This is a genomic window from Methylobacterium sp. 174MFSha1.1 (assembly GCF_900116815.1).
In the GTDB taxonomy this organism is placed as follows: Bacteria; Pseudomonadota; Alphaproteobacteria; order Rhizobiales; family Beijerinckiaceae; genus Methylobacterium.
The window spans coordinates 1-23,116 of the sequence record NZ_FPCB01000065.1 but is presented as its reverse complement, the minus strand read 5'-3'; the positions used below and the strand labels follow the sequence as shown (position 1 = coordinate 23,116).

Below are 23,116 nucleotides of genomic sequence, written 5' to 3'. Positions count from 1 at the left end.
TGTCGCGGGCGCAGGTGATGCAGGTGGCCCGCCTCGCCGGCGCCGACGAGTTCATCAACCGGCTGCCGCTGGGCTACGACACGCCGATCGAGGAGCGCGGCGCCAACCTGTCGGGCGGGCAGCGCCAGCGGCTCGCCATCGCGCGGGCGCTCGCCACCAACCCGCGGATCCTGATCCTGGACGAGGCGACCTCGGCGCTGGACTACGAGAGCGAGCGGATCATCCAGGAGAACATGAAGCACATCGTGCGCGGGCGCACCGTGATCATCATCGCCCACCGCCTCGCGGCGGTGCGGATCTGCGACCGCATCATCGCGCTCCAGGACGGGCGCATCGTCGAGGACGGCACCCACCGCGAACTGGTCGAGCGGCCGGCCTCGCTCTACGGCCGGCTCTGGCGCCTGCAATCCGACCACGGCACGAGCCAGGGAGAGGCCGCGTGAGCGCGAACCCGCAACCATCTCCCCCGTCCTCCAACCTGCCCGCACCCCGGCGCGCGAGCCCGCCGCCGGCCCGCTTCAGCCCGCGCGGCCTGACCGAGCGGGTGCGGCGCATGGCCGACGACCGCTCCGACCAGGAATTCCTGCCGGCGCATCTCGAGATCCTCGACACCCCGCCCTCGCCCTACGCGGTGGTGTTCACCTGGGTGATGTGCCTGATGTTCGGGGCGGCCCTGGTCTGGAGCATTTTTGCTCGGATCGACATCCACGCGGTGGCGACCGCGCGCATCCAGCCCTCCGGGCGCTCGAAGGTCGTGCAGCCCTTCGACACCGGCAAGGTCCAGACGATCGCGGTCGAGAACGGCAGCCGCGTCCGGGCCGGCGACGTGCTGCTGACCCTGGAGCCGACGGAAGCCGACGCCGACCTGTCCTCGCGCCAGGGCGACCTCGCGGCGTTGGAGGCCCAGATCGCGCGGCGGCGCGCCACGATCGCGGCGGTGGAGACGAACAAGCCGACCGCCAAGGTCGATTTCCCGGCCGCGGTGCCGCCCGCGGTGCGGGCCCGCGAGGAGGGCGCGATGCTGGCCGAGATCGGCCAGTACGTCACCACCCGCGACGCGTTCGAGGCGCAGTTGAACGAGAAGGTGGCGACGCAGGAGCGCTTCGCCGCCAGCATCGCCGCGAGGATGCGGCTCCAGGCGGTGTTGAAGGAACGCGCCGACATGCGCGAGACCCTGGTGGCGAAGTCCGCCGGCACCCGCGCGGCGGTGATCGACGCGGTGCAGCAGGTCGAGCAGGTCGCGGCCGACCTCGCCTATGATCGCGGGCAGTTGACCGAGGCCAAGGCCGGCGCGGTCTCGCTGCAGCGGCGCATCACGCAGCTCACCAGCGAGACCGTGGCGCGCCAGTACCAGGCGCTGACGGAAGCCGCGCAGAAGCGCGACGCCCTGGTGCAGGACGTGGTCAAGGCGACCCTCAAGCGCGAGCGCACGGCGCTGAAGGCGCCGATCTCCGGCACGGTGCAGCAGCTCGCCGTCACGACGCTCGGCCAGGTCGTCACCGCCGGCCAGCCGCTGATGGTGGTGGTGCCGACCGACGGTCCGATCGAGGTCGAGGCGCAGGTCCAGAACAAGGATATCGGCTTCATCCTGCCCGACCAGGAGGCGGTGGTGAAGATCGATGCGTTCCCGTTCACTCGCTACGGCTCGATCGACGGCAAGGTGGTGCGGGTGTCGCGCGACGCGGTCGACGACCGCGAGGCGGGCGGGGGCAGCGACGCGTTGTCGGTGGCGCGCGGCCAGGGCCTCAACCCCGTGACGGGGATGCCGAAGACCCAGAACCTGATCTTCCCGGTGACGGTGGCGCTGGCCCGGACCACGATCATGGCGGACGGCAAGGAGGTGGCGCTGACGCCGGGCATGACCGCGACGGTGGAGATCCGCACCGGCCGGCGGCGGGTGATCGACTACCTGCTGTCGCCGGTGCGCGAGACGACCTCGACGGCGGGGCACGAAAGGTGAGGCGGTGAAGGGCTGGCGGTCCCGTCTTGGTCGCCAGGGGGAAAGAAACTCCCATTGGGCAGAATAACCCTCAGTGTCATCCCGGGGCTCGCCGTAGGCGAGAACCCGGGATCCATAACCGCCGACGATGCCGGATGAAGCTGAGCGCGCTCCGCTCCGTTTTGCACCCTCGGCGGTTATGGATCCCGGGTTCCGCTGCGCGGCTCCGGGATGACGCGGAGGGCGGCGGCTTCCGACGAGAGAACCGACCGGCGGCTTCAGGTGATCGGCGCCGGGTTGAACAACGTCAGATCGTTGTACAACCCCCAATGGTCCGACCACGGCTTCTTGCACCCGCTCGCCACGTCGAGGATCAGGCGAAACAACTCCCAGCCGGTCTCCTCGATCGTCGCCTCGCCCGTCGCGATTTTCCCGGCGTCGAGGTCGATCAGGTCGGACCAGCGCTGGCTGAGTTCGCTGCGGGTCGCGACCTTGATCACGGGCGCCTCGGCGAGGCCATAGGGCGTGCCGCGGCCGGTGGAGAAGACCTGGAGGGTGATGCCGGAGGCGAGCTGCAGCGTGCCGCAGACGAAGTCGCTCGCGGGCGTCGCGGCGAAGATCAGGCCCTTCCGGTTCACCCGCTCGCCGGGGGCGAGGACGCCGCGGATCGCGCTGGTGCCGGACTTCGCCACCGAGCCGAGCGCCTTCTCGACGATGTTGTTGAGCCCGCCCTTCTTGTTGCCGGGCGACGGGTTGGCGCTGCGGTCGGCCCCGCCTTGCGCGAGGTAGTCGTCGTACCAGGCCATCTCGCGCACGAGTGCCTTCGCCACCTCCTCGGTCTCGGCCCGGGGGGTGAGGAGGTGGATCGCGTCGCGCACCTCCGTAACCTCCGAGAATAGTACCGTGGCGCCGGCCCGCACCAGGAGATCGGCGGCGAATCCCAGCGCCGGGTTGGCGGTGACGCCCGAGAAGGCGTCGCTGCCGCCGCATTGCAGGCCGACCACGAGGTCGGCGGCCGGGCAGGTCTCGCGGGTGCGCTGGTTCAGCACCGCGAGCCGGGCTTCCGCCATCGCCATGATGCTGTCGAGCATCATCCCGAAGCCCTGGTGAGCCTCGTCCTGGAGGCGGACCACGCCCTCGGCTTGGCCGTCGGGCAAGAGCCGCTCGGAGACCAGCTTCTCGCAGCCGAGGCCGACCACCATCACCTCGCCGCCGAAATTCGGGTTCCGCGCCAGGCTCTGGAGGGTGCGGATCGGGATCACCGCCTGCGGCGCGTTGATGGCGACGCCGCAGCCATAGGCGTGGGTCAGCCCGATCACGTCATCGACGTTGGGGTAGCGCGGCAGCAGCTCTTTCTTGATGCGCCGAATCGCCACGTCGAGGGTGCCGGCGACGCATTGCACGCTGGTCGAGATCGCCAGGATGTTGCGGGTGCCGACCGAGCCGTCCGGATTGCGGTAGCCCTCGAAGGTGTAGCCGTCGAGCGGCGGCAGCGGGGCCGGTACGCGGGTGGCGAGCGGAAGCTGGTCGAGGTCGGGCGCGGTCGGGGTGCGCACCCGCGATTCCTCGACCCAGCCGCCGCGCGGGATGTCGCGGAGCGCCGTGCCGATCACCTCGCCGTAGCGGCGGATCTCGGCGCCCTCGGGAATGTCGGCGAGCGCCACCTTGTGGCCCTGCGGCACGAATTCCCGGAGCACGAGGCCGTCGGGGAAGGCGGTGCCGGCCGGCAGCCCGAAGGCGTTGACCACGATCGCGACGTTGTCCGTCTCGTGCAGGCGGATGGTGCGGGGCGCGTCGCCCCGCGGCGCGGGGGCCGCACCGGTCTCGTGTCCCTCGGTCGTCCGCGGCTCGTCCAGCATCGGCTCCCTCCCGGTATGGCCGGCCTCGTCGCGCGCCGGTTCTTGAACGGAAACGACGGTGCCGACCTCACGGACGGCACCGCCCAAAACGTCTTCTACGCTTATTCGGCGGCGAGCGCCCGGGCCGGGCCGATCCGGTCGACGAGGGCCTGCAGCTCCGCCTGCTCGGCGGCGGTGAGGTCGGTGAGGGGGTGACGCACCGGGCCGGAATCGCGCCCGACCGCCCGCATGCCGGCCTTGATGATCGAGACGGCGTAGCCCTTGCGGCGGTTGCGGATCTCGATCAGCGGCAGGATGAACTCGCGCAGGCCCTTCGCCACCGCCGCCCGGTCGCGGCGGCGCACGGCGGCGTAGAAGTCGAGGGCGAAGCCCGGCACGAAGTTGAACACTGCCGAGGAATAGGTGGTCACGCCCATCTCGAGATAGGGCAGGGCGAAGGTCTCGGCGGTGGGCAGGCCGCCGATATAGGTCAGCCGGTCGCCGAGCCGCGAATAGACCCGGGTCATCAGCTCGATGTCGCCGATGCCGTCCTTGTAGCCGACGAGGTTGGGCAAGCGGTCGCAGAGCCGCGCGAGCGCATCGGGGCCGATCACCGCGTTGTCGCGGTTGTAGACGATCACGCCGAGGCCGGTCGCGCGGCACACCGCCTCGATATGGGCCGAGAGGCCGTCCTGCTCGGAGCCGACGAGGTAGGGCGGCAGCAGGAGCAGGCCGTCGGCACCGGCCTTCTCGGCGGCACGGGCCATCTCGCAGGCGATGGCGGTGCCGTAGCCGGCGCCGGCGAGCACCGGCACCCGGCCGGCGGTCTCGGCCACCGCGACGCCGACCACGCGGGCGACCTCGGCCGGGGTGAGGGAGAAGAACTCGCCGGTGCCGCCCGCCGCGAACAGGCCGGCGACGTCGTAGCCGCACAGCCAGTCGAGGTTGCTGCGGTACTGCGCCTCGTCGATGGCGAAATCGGCGGTGAAGGGGGTGACCGGGAAGGAGAGCAGGCCGGCACCGAGGCGCTGGGCCATGTCGACGGGCGAGAGCGCGGTGGCCATCGGGTGTTTCCTCAACTCGAGTCTCGGGGCTGTCCCCGCTGGTCCCGAGGTCTAGCGCCGCGGATCATGCCCTTCCAGCACCATGTCGGCATGGTTCAATCCAATTCCGGCATCGATGCCGCGAGATCGGCCAGGATCGGGATCAGCGGGTTGTCGTTGCCGCGGCGCCAGACGAGGAAAAGCTCCACCGGCCGGCGCGGCGCCGGGATCAGGGGCCTGAGCGTCACGCCGGCGACCCGGAGCGAGGCCGCCGATTCCGGCACCAGGGCGAGGCCGAGCCCTGAGCGCACCAGCGACAGAATGGTGTGGATCTGCGCCAGGTGCTGCACCGCCCGGGGGCTGAGGTCGGCCTCGGCGAAATAGTCGCCGACGAGGTCGTGGAAGTAGCGCGCCTCGTCCGGCGCGTAGGCGATCAGGGGCTCTGCGGCGATCGCCTCCGCCGTCACGCCCGCGCCGGTGGCAAGGGGGTGGTCGTCGGGCAGGGCCACCACCAGGGTTTCGCGGGCGATGCGCAGGGAGCCGTCGGCCGCAGGAGGCAGGGGCGGGCGCATCAGGCCGAGATCGATTCCCTGCGACCCCAGGGCCTCGGCCTGGGCGGCGCTGACCATTTCCTTCAGGTGGATGTCGGCCTCCGGCAGGCGGTGGCGGGCCGCCCGCACCAGGTCGGGCAGGGTGCGGTAGGCGGCGGCCGCCGTGAAGCCCAGCGTGATGCTGCCGGCCTGGCCCGCCGCCACCCGGCGGGCGGTCGCGGCGGCCTCGTCAGACAGGCGCAGGATCCGGCGCGCCTCGGTGAGGAACCGGCGCCCGGCCGGGGTCAGGCGCACGGCGCGGCTGGTGCGGTTGAGGAGCGCGACGTCGAGGACGCGCTCCAGCACCTGGATCTGCCGGCTCACCGGCGGCTGGGTCAGGTGCAGCCGCTCGGCGGCGCGGCCGAAATGCAGCTCCTCGGCCACCGCCACGAAGCAGCGCAGCTGGCTCAGTTCGAACATTCGGGGTACTCCGCGCCGATGGGATGAAAACCGGACGCTCGCGCGTTCTCAACCCGGGGCGTCGGGCGATCCGCCGGCCGTGATCTGCAAAGAGAAGGCCGCCGATGTCCTCGCCGCTCCACCTCGTCCGGCATGCCGTCCCGTTCACCGCCTACCCGTACCGGGGCGAGGGGATGGCGTGCAATCTCTGCGGCGGGACGCAGACCCTGACCGTCGCCGAGACCGACCGGCGCCTGAAGCGGCTGCGCTCGGTCGCCTGCACGGAATGCGGGCTGATCCGCACCGACCCGATGCCGACCGCGGCCGAGCTCGAGGCCTACTACGCCTCGGCCTACCGCGCCGCCTACCAGTTCGCCCTCGGCCGGCGCCCGCCCCGCCATCACCTCCACCGCTCCCGGCGCGAGGCGGGGTTCCGGGCCGACCTGCTCGGCCCCGCCCTGCGGCCCGGCGCGCGGGTGCTCGATTACGGCGCCGGCTCGGGCGAGTTCCTGGCCGCCGCGGCCGCGCGGGGCTGCGCCGTCACGGGCGTCGAGCCCGGCCGCTCCTACGCCGCCTTCGCCCGCGCCGAGCATGGCGCGCGGGTGCTCGACGGGTTCGAGGACCTGTCGCCCGACGAGACCTTCGACGTCATCACCACCCACCACGTGCTGGAGCACCTGCGCGACCCCGTCGACACCCTGGCGCGCCTTGCTGGCCGGCTCGCACCCGGCGGCGTGCTCTACGCCGCGGTGCCCAACATGGCGGCGACGGGCAAGCCGCCGCACGAGCGCTTCCACTTCGCCCATGTCCACGGCTTCGTGCGCGAGACCCTGGACCGGGCGGCGCGCCGCGCCGGGCTGGTGCCGCATCCGGATTACTGGCGCGAGGACACGACGGTGGTGTACCGGCACGCCGAGGCCTCCGACGGGCCGGCCCCCGCCGCGCGCGGCCTGGCGCAGGACCTCGCCGCCGCCCTCGCGCCGGTCCGCCCCGGTGCCTACCTCGCCTCGGGCGCCTGGCTGCGCCCGATGGTTCGGCGGAATGCCAAGGCGATCCGGGATACGTTCGGGGGGCGGTAGGGCGGTCGGGTTCGAGGGCGGGGTGACGGGGATCAGGCTCCGTCGTTCCGTCCGCCCTGTCGCTGAGCACCTGTTCATTTAAATCCCACGGAGTTGACGCCCTCCCTGTCATTCCGGGCTCCGCTGCGCGGCCCCGGAATGACCCTGTGGATGTCGGAACCGTCGAGCCGGTTGACACGGTCTGACCAAACGAGGCGCCAGAACTCTCCCGTTTTCGCGGGTCTGTAGAACGGAACCCCGCGCGTCGTCGTTCACGCACGGCCAAGCGGCCGCACGTCCCCGCGCCAGGACTATCGTCCACCGCCGGCACGCCGCCCACCCCCAAACCCCCAACGTCGTTCCCACCTCGTTGCGGAATTGCCACGGGCCCTAACATCCACCGCGCAATCCAGGATTCCGCCTTCGCATGCCGAATCGGCGTGATAGAAAAAATCCAGTAGGAGCAACAACTTAGTATCATTCTAAAGAACGGCGTCACCCCGGGCGGGTCATCCTCCCAGGGCAGGTGAGCCGTTGCCCGAAGGTCTCGCCATGCGTACCCATCCCCGCCTTCCTGTCCGGTCCCGCCGCCTCGTCGCCGCCCTCGCCGGCGGCGTCTCCCTGATCAGCCTCGCCGCCGGAGGCGCGGTGGCGCAGGAGGCGACGCCGCCCCGCCAGGGCGCGGCCGCCGGCGGCGCGATCCAGCTCGAGGCGATCGACGTCGCTGGCAACGGCGCCGCCGCCGGTGCACCGGCCGGCGGAACGGTGGTTTCGGCCCGCCCGAAGGAGGATCCGCGCGGCCCGATCGACGGCTACGTCGCCAAGCGGACGCTCACCTCGACCAAGACCGACACGCCGCTGATCGAGACGCCGCAATCGGTCACCGTGATCGGGCGCGAGCAGCTCGACGCCTTGAAGCCGCAGCAGGTCGCCGACGCGGTCGCCTACTCGGCCGGCGTCTACGGCAACGTGTTCGGACCGGATCCGCGGGTCGACTTCTTCCTGATCCGCGGCTTCACGGCGAACGACACCGGCCTGTACCGGGACGGCCTGCAGCTCTTCAATTACGGCTTCGCCACCTACAAGGTCGACCCGTTCGGCCTCGAGCGCATCGACGTGCTGCGCGGGCCGGCCTCGGTCCTGTTCGGCCAGGGCGGCCCCGGCGGCCTGATCAACCTGATCAGCAAGAAGCCGCCGACCGAGCCCCTGAACTACGTCGAGGTCGGCGGCGGCTCGTTCGGCCAGAAGTACCTCGCCTTCGATTTCGGCGGTCCGGCCGACAAGGAGGGCCACTGGTTCTACCGCCTGACCGGCATCGGCCGGCAGGGCGGCACCCAGATCGACGGGCTCGACGAGAATCGCGGCTACATCGCCCCGTCCTTCACCTACAGGCCGGACGGCGCCACCACCTTCACGCTGCTGTCGAACTTCCAGTACGACGATACCGGCCGCCTCAACGCGTTCCTGCCGTATTACGGCACGGTCCGGCCGACGGTGCTCGGCCTGCGCATCCCGCAGAACGCCAACGTCTCGGATCCGTTCAACAACACCTACCGGCGCAGCCAGGCCAGCGTCGGCTACGAGTTCGAGCACGTCTTCGACGACACCTGGACCTTCCGGCAGAACCTGCGCTACGCCTTCAGCGATTCGCTCGACGACGCGTTCCTCGGCGGCCTGTTCGGCCTGAACGGCACCGGCTACGCCGACGCGAACCAGACCCAGATCGCCCGCTACCGCTTCCGCGCCTCCTCGCGCGCCCGCCTGTTCAACGTCGACAACCAGGCGGTGGCCCGGTTCGACGACGGCCTGTTCAAGCACACCTTCCTGATGGGCCTCGACTACAAGAACTTCCAGCTCAACGACAACAACGCCACCGGCGGCTTCGTCGGCCCGACGGTCGCCAACTTCAACATCATCACACCGAACTACGGCAGCCCGAGCGTCCCGGTCGCGCCCTATCTCGTCAATTACGACGTGTTCCAGCAGCTCGGCCTCTACTACCAGGACCAGATCAAGCTCACGCCCGAGCTGACCCTGGTCGTGTCCGGCCGCGGCGACTTCACCTCGAACGAGGTCAACAACCGTCTCACCAGCACGCAGACGCGGCAATCGGCCAATGCCTTCACGCAGCGCTACGGCCTGATCTACAACTTCGATTTCGGCCTGGCGCCGTATGTCAGCTACGCGACCTTCTTCAACCCGCAGGTCGGCACCAACTTCTTCAGCCAGCCGTTCAAGCCGACTACCGGCGACCAGTACGAGGTCGGCGTCAAGTACGAGATCCCGGGCGCCAACGCCTTCCTGACGCTCGCCGCCTTCGATCTCGCGCTCGCCAACACCCTGACCGCCGACCCGACCAACGCCCTCAACCAGCTCCAGCTCGGCGAGACCCGCTCGCGCGGCTTCGAGGCCCAGCTGGTGGCCAACATCACCAAGGACTTCAACGTCGTCGCGTCGTTCACGAGCTACAACCTCGAAGTCACCAAGGGCGACGTCGGCACGATCGGCCGGACGCCCACCAACGTGCCCGAGACCCTGGCCTCGGTCTTCGCCGACTACACCATCCCGACCGGCGATTGGGCCGGATTCGGCTTCGGCGCCGGCGTGCGCTACGTCGGCCGCTCCTTCGCCGACGTGAGCAACACCCTGACGGTGCCCGAGCGCGCCCTGTTCGACGCGGTGATCCATTACAGCCGCGACAACTGGCGCTTCGCCATCAACGCCGCCAACCTCGCCGACAAGCGCTTCGTCTCGTCGTGCCAGTCGGTCACCGCCTGCTTCTACGGCGAGCAGCGCCGCATCACCGCGAGCCTGAGCTACAAGTGGTGAGAGCGGCTCACCCTCGTTCGATCCCCCCGAAGACTGTTTGCCTTGCCAGACTGTCCTGACACCCTCCGGGTCATTCCGGGGCCGCGCAGCGGAGCCCGGAATCCAGACGCTCAGGTGGCGTCGAACGAGGCGGAACGACCTTCGCGTTATCTTGAACCATCCGCGGTTCTGGATTCCGGGCTCCGCTGCGCGGCCCCGGAATGACCCGGAGGGTGTGAACTCCGAAGGAGGAAATCAAATCAGCGCGCAGGCGTATCCGGGACCATCGCGAGGACGTGGCGCGGGAAATCGGGGAGCGCGACCGCGCCGCTCTCGTAGACCTGGAACACCCGGAGCGTCCCCTCCCGCAGGGCGTCGAGGGGCAACTGGATCTCGAATCCGGCGGTCAGCGCGTCGGACTCCGCCAGATGCGCCGCCACGTCCTGCCGGGTGACGCTCTCGGCGATCATGAACCGACGTCCGCCCCGGCCGCCCCAGCGGGCGATCCAGGCAAGCGGCCGGCTGCGCCCGGGGGCGAAGCACCAGCCCGTCACCGTCACGGCGGTGCCGAAGAGGGCCGAGGCCTCCCCGACCGTGACGGCGTCGAGGTTCGGGCGGCTGCGCGCGCGCGCGATCCAGGCCCGGCGCAGGGCCGGCGGCGTCTCGGCCGTGACGAGGCAGGCGCGGGCGCCGGGCGCGACGAACAGCGTGGCGCCGGTCTCGTGGACGTCCGCCCCGCCCTCGTCGCCGATCAGGGCGCGGAGGTGGTAACGCCCGGGCGGGATGTCGCGCAGGTGCGCCTCGGCGCCGAGCCGCACCGTCCCGTCCCCGTCGCGCCGCACCGCCCGGGTCCAGGCCGTGCCCGCGTCGCTCGCCAGGATCAGGTAGGACGGACCGCGCCGCGCGCCGTCGGGCACCAGCACGTCGAGGCGGGTGCGGCCGCCCTGGCGGGCCACCGGCACGCCCTCGATCAGCGGCAGCCCGTGGCCGGCGAGGCGCGCCGGTTCCGCGCTCCGGCGCAACGCGGCCTCCGGCACCGGCAGGCCGGTCCGCCACGGCGTGACGGGCCCCGGCGCGGGGAAGCCCGGGGCGGTGAAGCGCGCGACCTCCCGGGCCGCCGCGACGTGGTCGGGGAAGACCTGGAGCAGGTCGACGATGTATGGGCCCGCCGGCAGGTCCGCGATGCGAACCTGCGCCGCGAAGCCGGCCTGCTCGGCCCGGCCGGTGCCGAACCGGCCGGCGAGCTCGGGGCGGCGCTCGGGGAGGGCGGCGACGTAGCGGGTGGCGGTCGCGGAGCGCAGCCGCAGCCAGGTCCGGACCGGGCGCCCGGCCTCCGGCCGCCAGATCCAGCCGCGCAGCGAGAGGCTGTCGCCGGCCGCGCAGGCACCGATCCGGCCGGGCAGCCGTTGCCCGTCGGCGACGAGGTCGGCGATTTCCCAGGACAGGCCGGGATCGCCCGGCGCCAGCACCCGCTCGGGCAGGGCCGCCACCGCCGGCGGCAGGGCCTCCGTGACGGCGCTCGTCTCCTCTGCCCCGTCCCAGACGATCGCCGGATCGGTCCAGTCGGGGTGGTTGAGGCGGTATCCGAGATCGAGGGCCGAGAGGGTGAAGGGCGCGAGCGGCCCGCCGGGCGCGGCGTGCGGGACGGGACGGGCCGCGATCAAGTCGCGGTAGAGCGCCGCCATCTGCGCCGCGTGCCCGGCGACGGTCGGGAAGGTCTTCTCCGCGATCGCGGCGCGCAGGGACGCGACGAGGTCGGGATCGTGCGCCAGCCGCCGCAGGGCCTGGCGCACGGCGCCGGATTCGGCGGGCGGGACCTTGAGGCCGTCGACGCCGTCGGTGACCCGCTCCCCCGGCGCGCCGAGATCGGTGACGATCGGGATCAGGCCGGCCCGCCACGCCTCGGTCAGCGAGATCATGTAGGTCTCGGGCCAGAGCGAGAGGTGGAGGGACACGTCGCAGCCGGCCAGCAGCGCCGGCACCTCGTCGCGGGTGTAGCCGCCGCGCAAGGTCAGCCGCTCCCCCGCCTGCGCCTCGAAGGCGGCGACGAGGTAGCTCTCGACGTAGCCGAGCACCTCGAAGACGATGGGCTCGCCCTCCGTGATGCGCACGAGTTCGAGCAGGGTCCGGGCGCCCTTGTGGTCGACGACGTTGCCGAGCACCGCGACCCGCAGAGGAGGGCGATTTCCGGGCGCGGTCGTCTCGGGGACCGCCGTCCCGGGGGCGGCGGGCGGCGGGGAGGCCGGCTCCGCATCGACCATCTCGATCACCGCGACCCGGGCCGTCGCCTCCGGGTAGAAGGCCCGGACATAGTCGGCGGTGGCGGGCGTGCTCGTCACGAAGGCGTCGATGCTGCCGAGCATCCGCGCCACGAACCCGTCGCGCCGGGCCTTCGCGCCGGCGGGCAGCCCCTCGGTGCCGGCGAGGCAGCCGTCGCATTGTCCCTCGCCCCGGCCGACCACGTCGCAGAACCGGCCGTGCTGGTTCATCAGGGTGTAGCGGTGGCAGACCAGGAAGAAGTCGTGCAGCTGGGCCACCACCGGCACGCCCTGCGCCCGGGCGATCGCCGGCAGGCTCAGGGGCAGGCCGAGCAGGTGGTGGACGTGGACGAGGTCGATCCTGCGCTCGACCAGGATGCGCTCGAACAGGGCTTCGATCTCGGGGCTCGCGAGCAGCCGCTCCGCCGGCGGGATCGGCAGCGCCTCCGAGGTCTCGCCCTCGTCGAGCCGCAACACCCAGGCCTCCTCCTCGAAGGAGGGATAGAGGAACAGGGGCTCGAACCCGTCGAGCGCCTCAGCGAGCTGCTCCTGATAGAACTCCACCCCGCCGCCCTGGCGCCGCCCGGCCCGGTTGTGGGCGACGAAGAGCAGGCGGGGCTTGGGCGCGGCCGGGACAGGCGCGGCCGCAACGGTCTCTCGCTCCAGGACCGCCCGCACGATCACGTCGACCCGGTGGTCGTAGAGGTGCTCGGCGCGGGTGCGCGCCCGGGCCCGTCCGGCCATGGCGATGCGCTCGTCCGGGTCGGCCAGCAGGGCGGTGATCGCCTCGACGGCGTCGTCCTCGGCGCAGGCGCGGATCTCGCGCCCGGCCTCGTAGTAGGCGAAGGTTTCCGGATCCGCGCCGACCACGAGCTGCGCGCCGCCGGCGAGCGCCACCTCGAACAGCCGCGGCGGCGGCGTCGTGCCGGACGGGGTCTCGTCGGCGCCCGCGGTGAAGATCCGGGGCAGGGTGAGCACCACCCGGCTGGCATTGGCGAGCCGGGCGAAATCCTCGTTGCCGCAGCGCCAGTCGACGATCAGGTCGTCGCGCACCAGCACGGCCGGCGGCAGGTAGGCGTTGGCCGGCAGCGCGATCTTCACCTTGAGGTCGCGGGGAAAGGCCGACAGGATCCGGTTGAGCGTCGCGACCCGGTTCGGCCAGGCCGTGCCGACGAACAGGAGGTCGTAGCGGTAATCCGCGTCGTCCGGCCGGACCGGCAGGTCCTGGAACAGGGTCGTGGCCGCGAGCGGCAGGTGCCGGGCGCCGGCGCGATAGCGGGGGAGCGAGCCGCGGTCGTTGGTGAAGACCAGGTCGAAGCAGTCCGAGAGCCGGGCGTTGGCGGCGCTCAGGTAGGGGTCCTCGGTGGTCCAGAGCGCGCTGGTGCCGGCGAGCGCGCAGAGGCGCCGCAGCAGCGCGTGGTGGCGGCTGGCGCCGCCGAGCGCCAGGACGAGGTCGAACCGCTCGCCCAGGGCCAGGGCCCTCTGCGCCAGCGCCACCGCGTCGGCATGGGTCGCCCGCACCACCCGCGCGACCGACGGGTGGCGCCGCAGGGCGTCGGCGACCGCGAGCGCGATGTAGGCGTTGCTGGTCCGCGGCTCGGTATCGAGCAGGAGCACCGAGAGAGGCGCGCAGGAGGGCATGGTGGTTCCGGTCACGCGGCCATCGCCGCCAGGATGGTCTCGGCCCGGTGGCGGTAGGTGTGGGCGCCAAGGACCCGCGCGCGGGCGCGCTCGGCCATCGCCTCGAAGGCGGCGGGCTCGCGGCGGGAGCGGGCGATGGCGTCCGCGATCTCGTGGACGTCGTCGAAGAGCAGGATCTCCCGGCCCTCCTCGAAATAGTCCAGGATCTCGAGCCCGGCGGCGAAGCAGAGCTGCGGCGCGCCGGCGAGCGCGGCCTCGAAGACCCGCGGCCCCGGCGTCGCGGCCGGCAGCCGGAAGCGCTGGTTGGCGATGTCGAGGTCGCGGCCGACCGCCAGGGTGAGGCGCGCCGCGCTCGCCCGGTCGGCCATCGCGGCGGGCTCCAGGCGGATGTTCTCGGCGAAGGGCAGGGCGGCCGGCCAGCCCGCGCCCCGCACCTCGACCCGGTACCCCGACAGGCTGCCTTGCGCCCGCTCCAGGAGCGCGATCCGGTTCGGAAACGCGGCGCCGCAGAAGAACAGGTCGAGGGTCCGCTCCGCCATCGGACGTACGCGCCGGTCGTGGGTCCGGCGGCAGGCGGCGAGCGGCAGGTGCGAGACGGAGGGGTGCCGGTAATGGGGCAGGGCCCAGCGGTCGTTGGTGAAGACGTGGTCGGCCAGGGCCTCGGCCTTGACCGCGTAGTCGAACTCGTAGGGATCGTCGTGAAGCCAGAAGGCGAGGCGGGCACCCGCCCGCCGGACGCTGCGCGCCAGCCCGCGCAAGGGGGCGGCATCCACCGCGACGCTGCCGAGCGCCACGACGAGGCTCGGGCGGAAGTCCGCGACCGCCTCCTCGGCGAGGTCCAGCGGGCTCGCCCGCACGGCGCCGGCGCCGAGCACCTCCGCGAAGCCCTCGCGCAGGGCGTCGCGGATCGGGGTGTTGTGGTTCACCGCGTCCGGGCTCGTGCTCGCCACCAGGACCTTCGCGGGAGACGAGCCTTTCAGGAGCATGCGGACCGGCGCGGCGAGGGGGCAGATGCGGGCGACACAGGAATCGGGGACGGCACGGGGATCGGGACAGATATGGGGGTGACGGATGCCGAACACGCAAAAGTCGCCGAGATCAAGGCGCCGCGCGCGGCCTCATCCGCCCCGTCCCCGTCGCTCCGGCCCTTTGCCTCGGGAACCCCGACGCGGAACCCGACGCATCCTCGCACGCTCTTCCCCGGATTCGCGGCCGTCCGCTTCCGGACGGTCCGGCGACAGGTCGCCTCGTGGGTGATAGGACAGGAAGCCATGATTGCCCGCACGCCTCCGCCGCGCCACCCCTCCGCACCCGGCGCCTCGCGAGACGGGTCCGGCTCCGTTCCGCACGCCACCCGCGGCTCGACTCTTTGCCCGACCTCATGAACGCCCCGGATTACCGCAGCCTCTTCGAGGCCGCCCCCCATCCCTACCTGGTTCTCGACCCGCAGGGCCGCGTCGTGGCGGCGAACCAGGCCTATTGCCGGGCCTGCCGCGACGGGGCGGATGGCGACGGGGACGACCTCATCGGCCGCCACCTCCGGGAGGTTTGTCCGGACGAAGGCGCGCCGCTTCAGGCCTCGGTCGCCCGCGCCGTCGCGACCGGCCGGCCCGACAGCGTGGCGCCGGAGGGCGGCGCCTGGAGCGTCACCCACATCCCGGTGCGCGACGCCTCCGGCGCGGTCGGCGCGGTGCTGCACCACCGGACCGGACCGGCGGCGCCCGATGCCGGTTCCTTGCAGGACACCCTGGCCGTGCAGGAGGCGCAGGAGCGGCGCGAGCAGATCTTCCAGCAGATGCCGGGCTTCGTCGCGGTGTTGCGCGGGCCCGCCCACGTCTTCGAATACGTCAACGACGCCTACGTGACGATCGCCGGCGAGCGCGACTTCGTCGGCCGCACCGTGCGCGAGGCTTTCCCGGAGCTCGCCGACCAGGGCTTCTACGAGCTCCTCGACACGGTCTACCGCACCGGCCGGCCCTTCGCGGCCCGCGCGATGCCGATCCTCCTCACCGGCGACGAGGCCGAGCGCGCCATCGACCTCCTGTACCAGCCCCTGCGGGACGGGTCCGGCGCGGTCACCGGCATCTTCGTCGGCGGCTACGACGTCACCGAGCAGGTCCGCTCGCAGGCGGCGCTCCGCGACAGCGAGGACCGCTACCGCACCCTGCTCGAGAGCATCGACGTCGGGTTCTGCATCCTCGAGATGAAGTTCGACGAGGCCGGCCGCGCGGTCGATTACCGGATCGCCGAGGCGAACCCCGCCTTCGCCCGCCAGACCGGGGCCGACGTCGCGGGCCTGTGGGTGAGCGAGTTCGCCCCCGACCTCGAGCGGCACTGGTTCGACACCTACGGCCGCGTCGCGTTGACCGGCGAGCCGGTCCATTTCGAGAACCAGGCCGACGTGTTCGGGCGCTGGTTCGACGTGCGGGCCCTGCGGGTCGGCGATCCGGCGCTGGCCCGGGTCGCGGTGTTCTTCAGCGACATCTCGGACCGCAAGCGCATGGAGGAGGCCCTGCGGGTCCTCAACGCCTCGCTGGAAGAGCAGGTCGCCCAGCGCACCGCCGAGCGCGACCAGATCTGGCGGGCCTCGACCGACCTGTTCTGCGTCGCCACCCTCGACGGGTACTTCGCCAGCCTCAACCCGGCCTGGACCGCGCTCCTCGGCTGGAGCGAGGCCGACCTCCTGGCCCGCCCGTTCCTCGATTTCGTGCATCCGGACGACCGGCCGGCGACGGTCGCGGCGGCGGCGGATCTGGCGCGGGGCGAGGCGCTGCCGACCTTCGAGAACCGCTACCGGCACCGGGACGGCTCGTATCGCTGGCTGTCCTGGAACGCCGTGCCGCGGGACGGGCGCATCTACGCCACGGTGCGCGACGTCACCGCGCTCCGGGTCCAGGCCACCGCGCTCGCCCAGGCCGAGGAGGCGTTGCGGCAGTCGCAGAAGATGGAGGCGGTGGGCCAGCTGACCGGCGGCGTCGCCCACGACTTCAACAACCTGCTCACCATCATCCGCTCGTCGGTGGATTTCCTGCGCCGGCCCGAGCTGCCGGAGGCGCGCAAGCGCCGCTACCTCGACGCGGTCTCCGACACGGTCGACCGCGCCGCCAAGCTCACCGGCCAGCTCCTCGCTTTCGCCCGCCGCCAGGCCTTGTCGCCGGCGGTGTTCGACGTCGGCGACAAGGTGCGGGGCGTCGCCGACATGCTCGACACGGTCACGGGCACCCGGGTGCGGGTGACGGTGGCCGTGCCCGACGAGCCGTGCTTCGTGCGCGCGGACCTGAGCCAGTTCGAGACAGCGCTCATCAACATGGCGGTCAACGCCCGCGATGCCATGGAAGGCGAGGGCACGCTGACCCTGAGCCTCACCGGCGGCGTTCCGATGCCGCCGATCCGGGGCCATGCCGGCTCCCAGAACGCCTTCGCGGCGATCTCGCTGACCGATACCGGGCCGGGCGTGCCGCCGGACCTGCTCGGCCGCATCTTCGAGCCGTTCTTCACCACCAAGGAGGTCGGCCGGGGCACGGGCTTAGGGCTCAGCCAGGTGTTCGGCTTCGCCAAGCAGTCCGGCGGCGACGTCGACGTGACGAGCCGCTCGGGGCATGGCGCCACCTTCACCCTCTACCTGCCGGAATCTCCGGCCGTCGCGTTCGAGGACGACGACACCGCCGACGCCTCGGCCTCGCCGATCGGCGCCGGCGAGAGCGTGCTCGTCGTCGAGGACAACATCGAGGTCGGCCGCTTCTGCACCCAGATCCTGCAGGATCTCGGCTACCGCACCACCTGGGCGACCAACGCCGAGGAGGCGCTCGACCGGCTCGGGCCCGACGGGGCCGGGTTCGACGTGGTGTTCTCCGACGTGGTGATGCCCGGCATGGGCGGCCTCGCGCTCGCCCACGAGCTGCGCCGGCGCCTGCCGCGCCTGCCGGTGGTGCTCGCCTCCGGCTACAGCCACGTGCTCGCCCAGGACGACGCCCACGGCTTCGAGCTCCTGCACAAGCCGTACTCGGCCGAGCAGCTCGGCCAGATCCTGCGCCGGGTCACCGGGCCGGGTTCGCGGCGGCGGGCGGGGTGAGACGGTGGCGCCCGCGATCGAGCCCGACAGCATCGTCCTTGCGGCCAACGGGTTCGTGCCGAACAACCCGGTCCTGCCGGTGCTGCACTATCGCGGCGTCACTGCTGGCGCCGCGGATCCGGCCGCCGCCCTGGAAGCGCTGTTCTCCCGCAACGGCTGGCCGCCGCAGTGGCGCGACGGCGTGTTCGCCTACCACCACTACCACTCGACCGCCCACGAGGTGCTGGGCATCGCCGGGGGCCGCGCCCGCCTGGTCCTCGGCGGCGAGGGCGGCCACGCGGTCGAGGTCGAAGCCGGCGACGTCCTGGTGCTGCCGGCCGGCACCGGCCATTGCCGGCTGTCGGCGAGCCCGGACTTCCTGGTCGTCGGCGCCTATCCGCCGGGCCAGAGCTTCGACCTGTGCCGCGCGGCGCCAGACGCCGCCGGGCTCGCCCGCATGGCGCGCCTCGGTTTTCCCGACAGCGACCCGGTCCACGGTCCCGGCGGGCCGCTGACTCGGGCGTGGCGCCGGCCGTGAGCCGGCTTTTCATTCCATAATCTTCCTTATGCGAATCAAGAGCGGCCGGTTCGGATCCTCCTCCCCCTCGCCGTGCGGGACGCAGGGCCTGCCGCGTCCCGCTAAGCCCGTCTACCCGAGCGCCTGGTTGGCGAGGGTGAAGATCCGGGCCGGGCCGGTCGCGGGCGGCGCGCCCCGGGTCATCGTCACCGACACATCGACATTGGCGAGCCCGCAGGCCTGCGCGAAGGCGACGAGCGGCCCGTCGCGCTCCGGCGTATCGAGGCGCAGGAACGTGCCGGCCCGATCCCGCACGTGCGGGCTGGCGAGCGCGATCGCGGATTCCGCGTCCGCGGCGACGACCGGGCCGACGATGTGGCCGCGGCCGAAGGGCCGGCAGACCGCGTAGCCGGTGATCCGGCTATCGTCTTCCAGGACGACGGTGCGCCCGGCACGGGCCAGGGCGTCGAGCATCCGGCCGCGGTCGCCTCCAGAGGCCTCACGGTCGAGGGCAGCGATGGCCGGCCGGTCGGCCTCCGTGGCCGGGCGCACCCGCGGATCGTCGAGTGCGGCGGCGGCGTCGACGATCCCCTGGTACTGCGTGTTGGACCCGGTGACCCGAAAACCCTCGGATTCGTAGAGCCGCCGTCCCGCCTCCGTCGCGGTGAGCCGGATCGTGCGCGGGCCCGCCGCGGCGAATAGCTCCCGCATCAGCCGCCGGCCGGTGCCCCGGCCCTGCAGACGGGGCGAGACGATCACCATGCCGATGGTGGCGAGCCCGTCGCCGAAGGGCCACCACATCGCGCAAGCTGTCACCTGATCGTCTCCGTCGCAGGCGACGAGGCCGTGGCCGATCTCCAGCATCAGGCGCCAATCCTCGGCCTGATGCGGCCAGCGCACCTCGAGCGAGAGACCGTGCAGGGCCGCGATGTCGGCCTCGGTCATCGGGCGGACCATCGGCACGCCGTCCGTCCGCGTGAGGGTGGCGGGGTTCGTCATCGCGTCGGGTCTCCGTGCCGCGGGCCGGGAAAGGAAGAGGCGCTCCGGCGCTCGCCGCAAGGCCGGGGCGCCGGAGAAGGACGGTCAGAGGCCGCCCATGTGGAACGACTTCAGCTCCAGGTACTCGTCGATGCCGTAGGTCGAGCCCTCGCGGCCGAGGCCCGACTGCTTGACGCCGCCGAAGGGCGCGGCTTCCATCGAGACCGTGCCGGTGTTGAGCCCGACCATGCCGAAGTCCAGCGCCTCGCCGACCCGCCAGGCCCGGCGGATGTCGGCGGTGTAGAAGTACGAGGCGAGGCCGAACGGCGTCGCGTTGGCGATGGCGATCGCGTCCTCCTCGCGGGAGAAGCGCATCAGGGGCGCGAGCGGCCCGAACGTCTCCTCCGAGGCGAGCCGCATGCCCGTCTCGGCCCCGGTCAACACCAGCGGCGGCACGAAACGGCCGTTGAGAGCGTCCCGGTCGCCCGCCACCAGCCGCGCGCCGCGGGCGAGCGCGTCGTCGAGATGGGCCGTGACCTTGGCGGCGGCGGCGTCGTTGATCAGCGGGCCGATGGTGACGCCGGCCTCGAAGCCGTTGCCGACCCGGAGCTTCGCCGCTTCCTCGCCTAAGCGCGCGGCGAGGCGGTCGTGGATGCCGTCCTGCACCAGGATGCGGTTGGCGCAGACGCAGGTCTGGCCGGCATTGCGAAACTTCGAGGCCATGATGCCGGCGACCGCCTGGTCGAGATCGGCGTCGTCGAACACGATGAACGGCGCGTTGCCGCCGAGCTCCAGGCTCAGCCGCTTGATGGTCGGGGCCGACTGGGCCATCAGCAGCCGCCCGACCGCGGTCGAGCCGGTGAAGGACAGCTTGCGCACGGTCTCGCTGCCGGTCATCTCGGCGCCGATCGGCGCCGCCTGGCCGGTGACGACGCTGAACACCCCCTTCGGCACCCCGGCCCGCTCCGCCAGCACCGCGAGCGCCAGGGCCGAGAACGGCGTCAGGTCGGCGGGCTTGACGACGATCGGGCAGCCGGCGGCGAAGGCCGGCGCCACCTTGCGGGTGATCATCGCGATCGGGAAATTCCACGGCGTGATCGCCGCGCAGACGCCGACCGGCTCCTTGAGCACCAGCACCCGGCGGTCGCCGGCGGGCGCCGTGAATACGTCGCCGGTGATGCGGCGCGCTTCCTCCGCGAACCACTTCGCGAAGCTCGCCCCGTAGGCGACCTCGCCGCGGGCCTCGGCCAGCGGCTTGCCCTGCTCGGCGGTCATGATCGCCGCGAGGTCCTCGGCATTTTCGAGGATCAGGGCGTTCCAGCGCTCCAGGATCGCCGCGCGCTCAGCCGGCGGCGTGCGGCGCCAGGCCGGGAACGCGGCCTCCGCCGCCGCGATCGCCGCGCGGGTCTCCGAGGCGCCGCAATCCGGCACGGTGCCGAGGGTCTCGCCCGTCGCCGGGTCGGTCACGGCCAAGGTGCCGCCGGCGTCGGAATCGCGCCACTCGCCGGCGATGAAGGCCTGGAAGCGCAGGAGCGCGGGATCGCGCAGGCGGTCCTTGGTGAACATGGGTCGTCCTTGGACAGGTCGGAGATGGGTCGGACCACGCGGCGGCCGCGACTCCGGCGCTTGGCCGGATCGCGGCGCGGCTCGCGTCCTTACAGGCCGAGCAGGCCCGGCAGGCCGCGGATATCCTTGATCTCGTGGTAGCCGTAATAGGGGTTGGCCGGCTCGTGGCCGCGGTTCACCCACACCTTGTTGGTGATGTGCATGTCGTGCGCGGTCATCAGGTCGTAGCGGAAGCTCGACGAGCAGTGCAGGATGTCCTCGGGCCCGCAGCCGAGCTGGTCGAGCATGTACTCGAAAGCCTGCATCCGCGGCTTGTAGGCCTGGGCCTCCTCCGCCGTGTAGGCGGCGTGGAACGGCGCGCCGAGCTTGGCGACGGAATGCTGGATCAGGTCCTTCATCGAGTTCGACAGGATCACCAGGGGGAATTCCTTGGCGACCTTGGCGAGACCCTCGACCGTGTCCGGATGCGGGCCCCAGGTCGGCACCGCGGCGTAGACCGCGTCGGCGTCGCTGTCGCGGTACTCCACCCCGTTGCGCTTGCACGTGCGGATCAGCGCGTTGGCGACCACGTCCTTGTAGGGCTTCCAGGCGCCCAGCACTTCGTCGAGGCGGTAGGCCGAGAAGTCCTCGACGAAGGCGTCCATGCGCTCCGCAGGAACGCGGTCGGCGTAGAGCCGGCGGGCGACGGGCGCCATCTCGAAGTAGATCAGCGTGCCGTAGCAATCGAAAGTGATGTACTTGGGCGCCAGGCGGGTCATCGGGATCTCCCTGCGGTGTTCGACCGTGGAGAAAGCGTAAGACCGCCCGACCGCACCCGGACGCCGATCTGGCTGCCTTGGAGGCGGTGTTCCTGCGCTTTCGCCGCCGCCGGACGGCATGTCGTGCCGGAGGGGCCGCGCCGCAGCCTCTGCCGCCAGGGGCGCACCCGTCGCGACGTTCCGCCTGCCGATACCCCGTGATTCAGCGCCTCCCGCGGGCAACGGCCCCGTAATCTTGGTCCATCGGCGGGACCGCCCGAACGGGCGCCGCGTCTTCGAGCCAGCGAGGCCTCCCCATGACCAGACCTGTCATCGCCTACAAGTCGGACCCGGTCCGCGGCGCCGTCTGGCATGACATCTTCGCCCGCGAGGCGCCCGATCTCCGCCTCGTCGACTGGACGCCCGACGGCGAGGCGGCCGCGGCCCCCTACCTCGTCGCCTGGACGCCGCCGCCGGATCTCGCCCGTGCGATGCCGCGGCTTCAGGCGCTGTTCTGCATCGGGGCCGGCATCGACCACCTCCCCGTCCACGAGCTGCCGCAAACCGTGCAGGTGGTGCGGATGGTCGATCCGAACCTCACCGCCTCGATGGTCGAGTACGTCGTGATGGCGGTGCTGGCGCTCCACCGCGACCTGCCCTTCTATCGGACCGAGCAGGCGGCCGGCCGCTGGACCCCGCGTCCGGTGCGGCCGGCGACGGAGCGCCGGATCGGCCTCATGGGGCTCGGCGTGCTCGGCCAGGCGGCGGCGCGGGCGCTGTCCGGCTTCGGCTTCCCGGTCCGCGGCTGGAGCGCGTCCCCCAAATCCCTCGACGGGATCGAGACCTTTGCGGGCGACGCGACCTTGAGCCACTTCCTGTCCGGCACCGACATCCTGATCTGCCTGCTGCCGCTCACCCCGGCGACGCGCGGCCTCCTGAACCGCGACCTGTTCGCTCGGCTGCCTTCCGGCGCCGGGCTGGTGAATGCCGGTCGCGGCGGCCACGCGGTCGAGGCCGACCTGCTCGCCGCCCTCGACAGCGGGCAGCTCTCGGGCGCGATCCTCGACGTGCTGGCGACGGAGCCGCCGCCGGCCGATCACCCGCTCCTCGCGCATCCGCGGGTGGTGGTGACGCCGCACGTGGCGAGCGCCACCCAGCCGGCGGGCGCGGCGCGGCAGGTGATCCAGGGGGTGCGCGCGCATCTGCGCGGCGAGCCGATCGCGCACGCGATCGACCGCTCGCAAGGGTACTGACGTCGCCTCTTGAACGCAGGGCGTGCAGACCCATCTAGGATACACGCCGGCCGCGGGGGCCGGGCAGCCCCCTGCCCTCCCCCGTCGCCTCGCTCGGATCCTTCCAGGTCCGAGCGAGTTGACAGGCGAGCCGGCTACCCTTAAACGACCGCTCACCGACGGGGCGCCGAGACGAACGGCTCAGCCCCTCAGGACTTCCCGAGAGAAGGCGAAGCAAGAGCCAGGGCAACCCGGCGCTGCTTTCTGTTCTCTGAGGGTGCGAGATCTGGGCGCAAGCCCGATCAGCTCTTTGACAAGTTCATACGAGAAAGAGAAGCGTGGACGGCGTCGTCCCTGCGGATCCTGCCTTCGGGTAGGATCGTGAGTAGGATGATGCTGGTCTTAACGTTTCGGTGCTCACACGATCAGGCGGAAACGCCGGTCGGTCGTGAGCCTCCGTT

At 72.1% G+C, this 23,116-nt stretch carries 15 protein-coding genes; 7 read left to right on the top strand and 8 right to left on the bottom strand.

Annotation, left to right across the window (positions count from 1 at the left end):
- Together BM430_RS32515 and BM430_RS32510 are read left to right on the top strand one after the other, a co-directional pair.
- On the top strand, positions 1-443 hold a 443-nt coding region (locus tag BM430_RS32515; protein ID WP_143132199.1), incomplete at its 5' end, for an ATP-binding cassette domain-containing protein.
- Positions 440-1,960: an HlyD family type I secretion periplasmic adaptor subunit gene (locus BM430_RS32510; protein WP_244539768.1), complete on the top strand. Its 1,521-nt coding sequence runs from the start codon at positions 440-442 to the stop codon at positions 1,958-1,960. The genes BM430_RS32515 and BM430_RS32510, both read left to right, overlap by 4 nt.
- Before the next feature lie 257 nt (positions 1,961-2,217).
- On the opposite strand, the gene garD is transcribed toward BM430_RS32510, so the two are convergent.
- The 3 genes from garD to BM430_RS32495 all read right to left on the bottom strand — a co-directional run bounded on the left by garD (position 2,218) and on the right by BM430_RS32495 (position 5,830).
- Complete coding sequence (gene garD, locus BM430_RS32505) at positions 2,218-3,798, bottom strand: galactarate dehydratase (RefSeq protein ID WP_093571331.1); 1,581 nt, start codon at positions 3,796-3,798, stop codon at positions 2,218-2,220.
- Between the two features lie 101 nt (positions 3,799-3,899).
- Positions 3,900-4,841, bottom strand: coding sequence for a 5-dehydro-4-deoxyglucarate dehydratase (gene kdgD / locus BM430_RS32500; protein ID WP_093571330.1), 942 nt, complete (start codon positions 4,839-4,841; stop codon positions 3,900-3,902).
- A 95-nt stretch (positions 4,842-4,936) separates the two neighbouring features.
- On the bottom strand, positions 4,937-5,830 hold the full coding sequence (locus tag BM430_RS32495) for a LysR family transcriptional regulator (RefSeq protein WP_093571329.1): 894 nt from the start codon (positions 5,828-5,830) through the stop codon (positions 4,937-4,939).
- A 104-nt stretch (positions 5,831-5,934) separates the two neighbouring features.
- Between BM430_RS32495 and BM430_RS32490 the strand changes: the two genes are divergently transcribed.
- Positions 5,935-6,888 (top strand): class I SAM-dependent methyltransferase, encoded by a 954-nt coding sequence (locus tag BM430_RS32490; protein WP_093571328.1) that lies wholly within the window; start codon positions 5,935-5,937, stop codon positions 6,886-6,888.
- Positions 6,889-7,419: 531 nt separating this feature from the next.
- A complete protein-coding gene (locus tag BM430_RS32485) occupies positions 7,420-9,696 on the top strand; it encodes a TonB-dependent siderophore receptor (RefSeq protein ID WP_093571327.1) in 2,277 nt (758 codons plus the stop codon).
- A 239-nt stretch (positions 9,697-9,935) separates the two neighbouring features.
- Here BM430_RS32485 and BM430_RS32480 read toward each other — a convergent pair whose 3' ends face one another.
- Both BM430_RS32480 and BM430_RS32475 read right to left on the bottom strand, forming a co-directional pair.
- Positions 9,936-13,589: a glycosyltransferase family protein gene (locus BM430_RS32480; protein ID WP_093571326.1), complete on the bottom strand. Its 3,654-nt coding sequence runs from the start codon at positions 13,587-13,589 to the stop codon at positions 9,936-9,938.
- Complete coding sequence (locus BM430_RS32475) at positions 13,586-14,524, bottom strand: CgeB family protein (protein WP_244539767.1); 939 nt, start codon at positions 14,522-14,524, stop codon at positions 13,586-13,588. Before BM430_RS32475 ends, BM430_RS32480 begins: the two co-directional genes overlap by 4 nt.
- 431 nt (positions 14,525-14,955) lie before the next feature.
- Here BM430_RS32475 and BM430_RS32470 point away from each other — a divergent pair, with 431 nt between their 5' ends.
- Entirely contained in the window at positions 14,956-17,646 is a 2,691-nt protein-coding gene (locus tag BM430_RS32470; RefSeq protein ID WP_093571325.1) for a PAS domain-containing protein, read from the top strand.
- A 4-nt stretch (positions 17,647-17,650) separates the two neighbouring features.
- Positions 17,651-18,163: a cupin domain-containing protein gene (locus BM430_RS32465; protein ID WP_093571324.1), complete on the top strand. Its 513-nt coding sequence runs from the start codon at positions 17,651-17,653 to the stop codon at positions 18,161-18,163.
- 111 nt (positions 18,164-18,274) lie between these two features.
- On the opposite strand, the gene BM430_RS32460 is transcribed toward BM430_RS32465, so the two are convergent.
- The 3 genes from BM430_RS32460 to BM430_RS32450 all read right to left on the bottom strand — a co-directional run bounded on the left by BM430_RS32460 (position 18,275) and on the right by BM430_RS32450 (position 21,444).
- Complete coding sequence (locus BM430_RS32460) at positions 18,275-19,141, bottom strand: GNAT family N-acetyltransferase (RefSeq protein WP_093571323.1); 867 nt, start codon at positions 19,139-19,141, stop codon at positions 18,275-18,277.
- 84 nt (positions 19,142-19,225) lie between these two features.
- Positions 19,226-20,686 (bottom strand): NAD-dependent succinate-semialdehyde dehydrogenase, encoded by a 1,461-nt coding sequence (locus tag BM430_RS32455; protein WP_093571322.1) that lies wholly within the window; start codon positions 20,684-20,686, stop codon positions 19,226-19,228.
- Between the two features lie 89 nt (positions 20,687-20,775).
- On the bottom strand, positions 20,776-21,444 hold the full coding sequence (locus BM430_RS32450; protein WP_093571321.1) for a haloacid dehalogenase type II: 669 nt from the start codon (positions 21,442-21,444) through the stop codon (positions 20,776-20,778).
- Between the two features lie 296 nt (positions 21,445-21,740).
- Here BM430_RS32450 and BM430_RS32445 point away from each other — a divergent pair, with 296 nt between their 5' ends.
- Positions 21,741-22,676, top strand: a complete 936-nt coding sequence (locus BM430_RS32445; RefSeq protein ID WP_093571320.1) for a 2-hydroxyacid dehydrogenase — start codon at positions 21,741-21,743, stop codon at positions 22,674-22,676.
- Positions 22,677-23,116 lie beyond the last annotated feature (440 nt).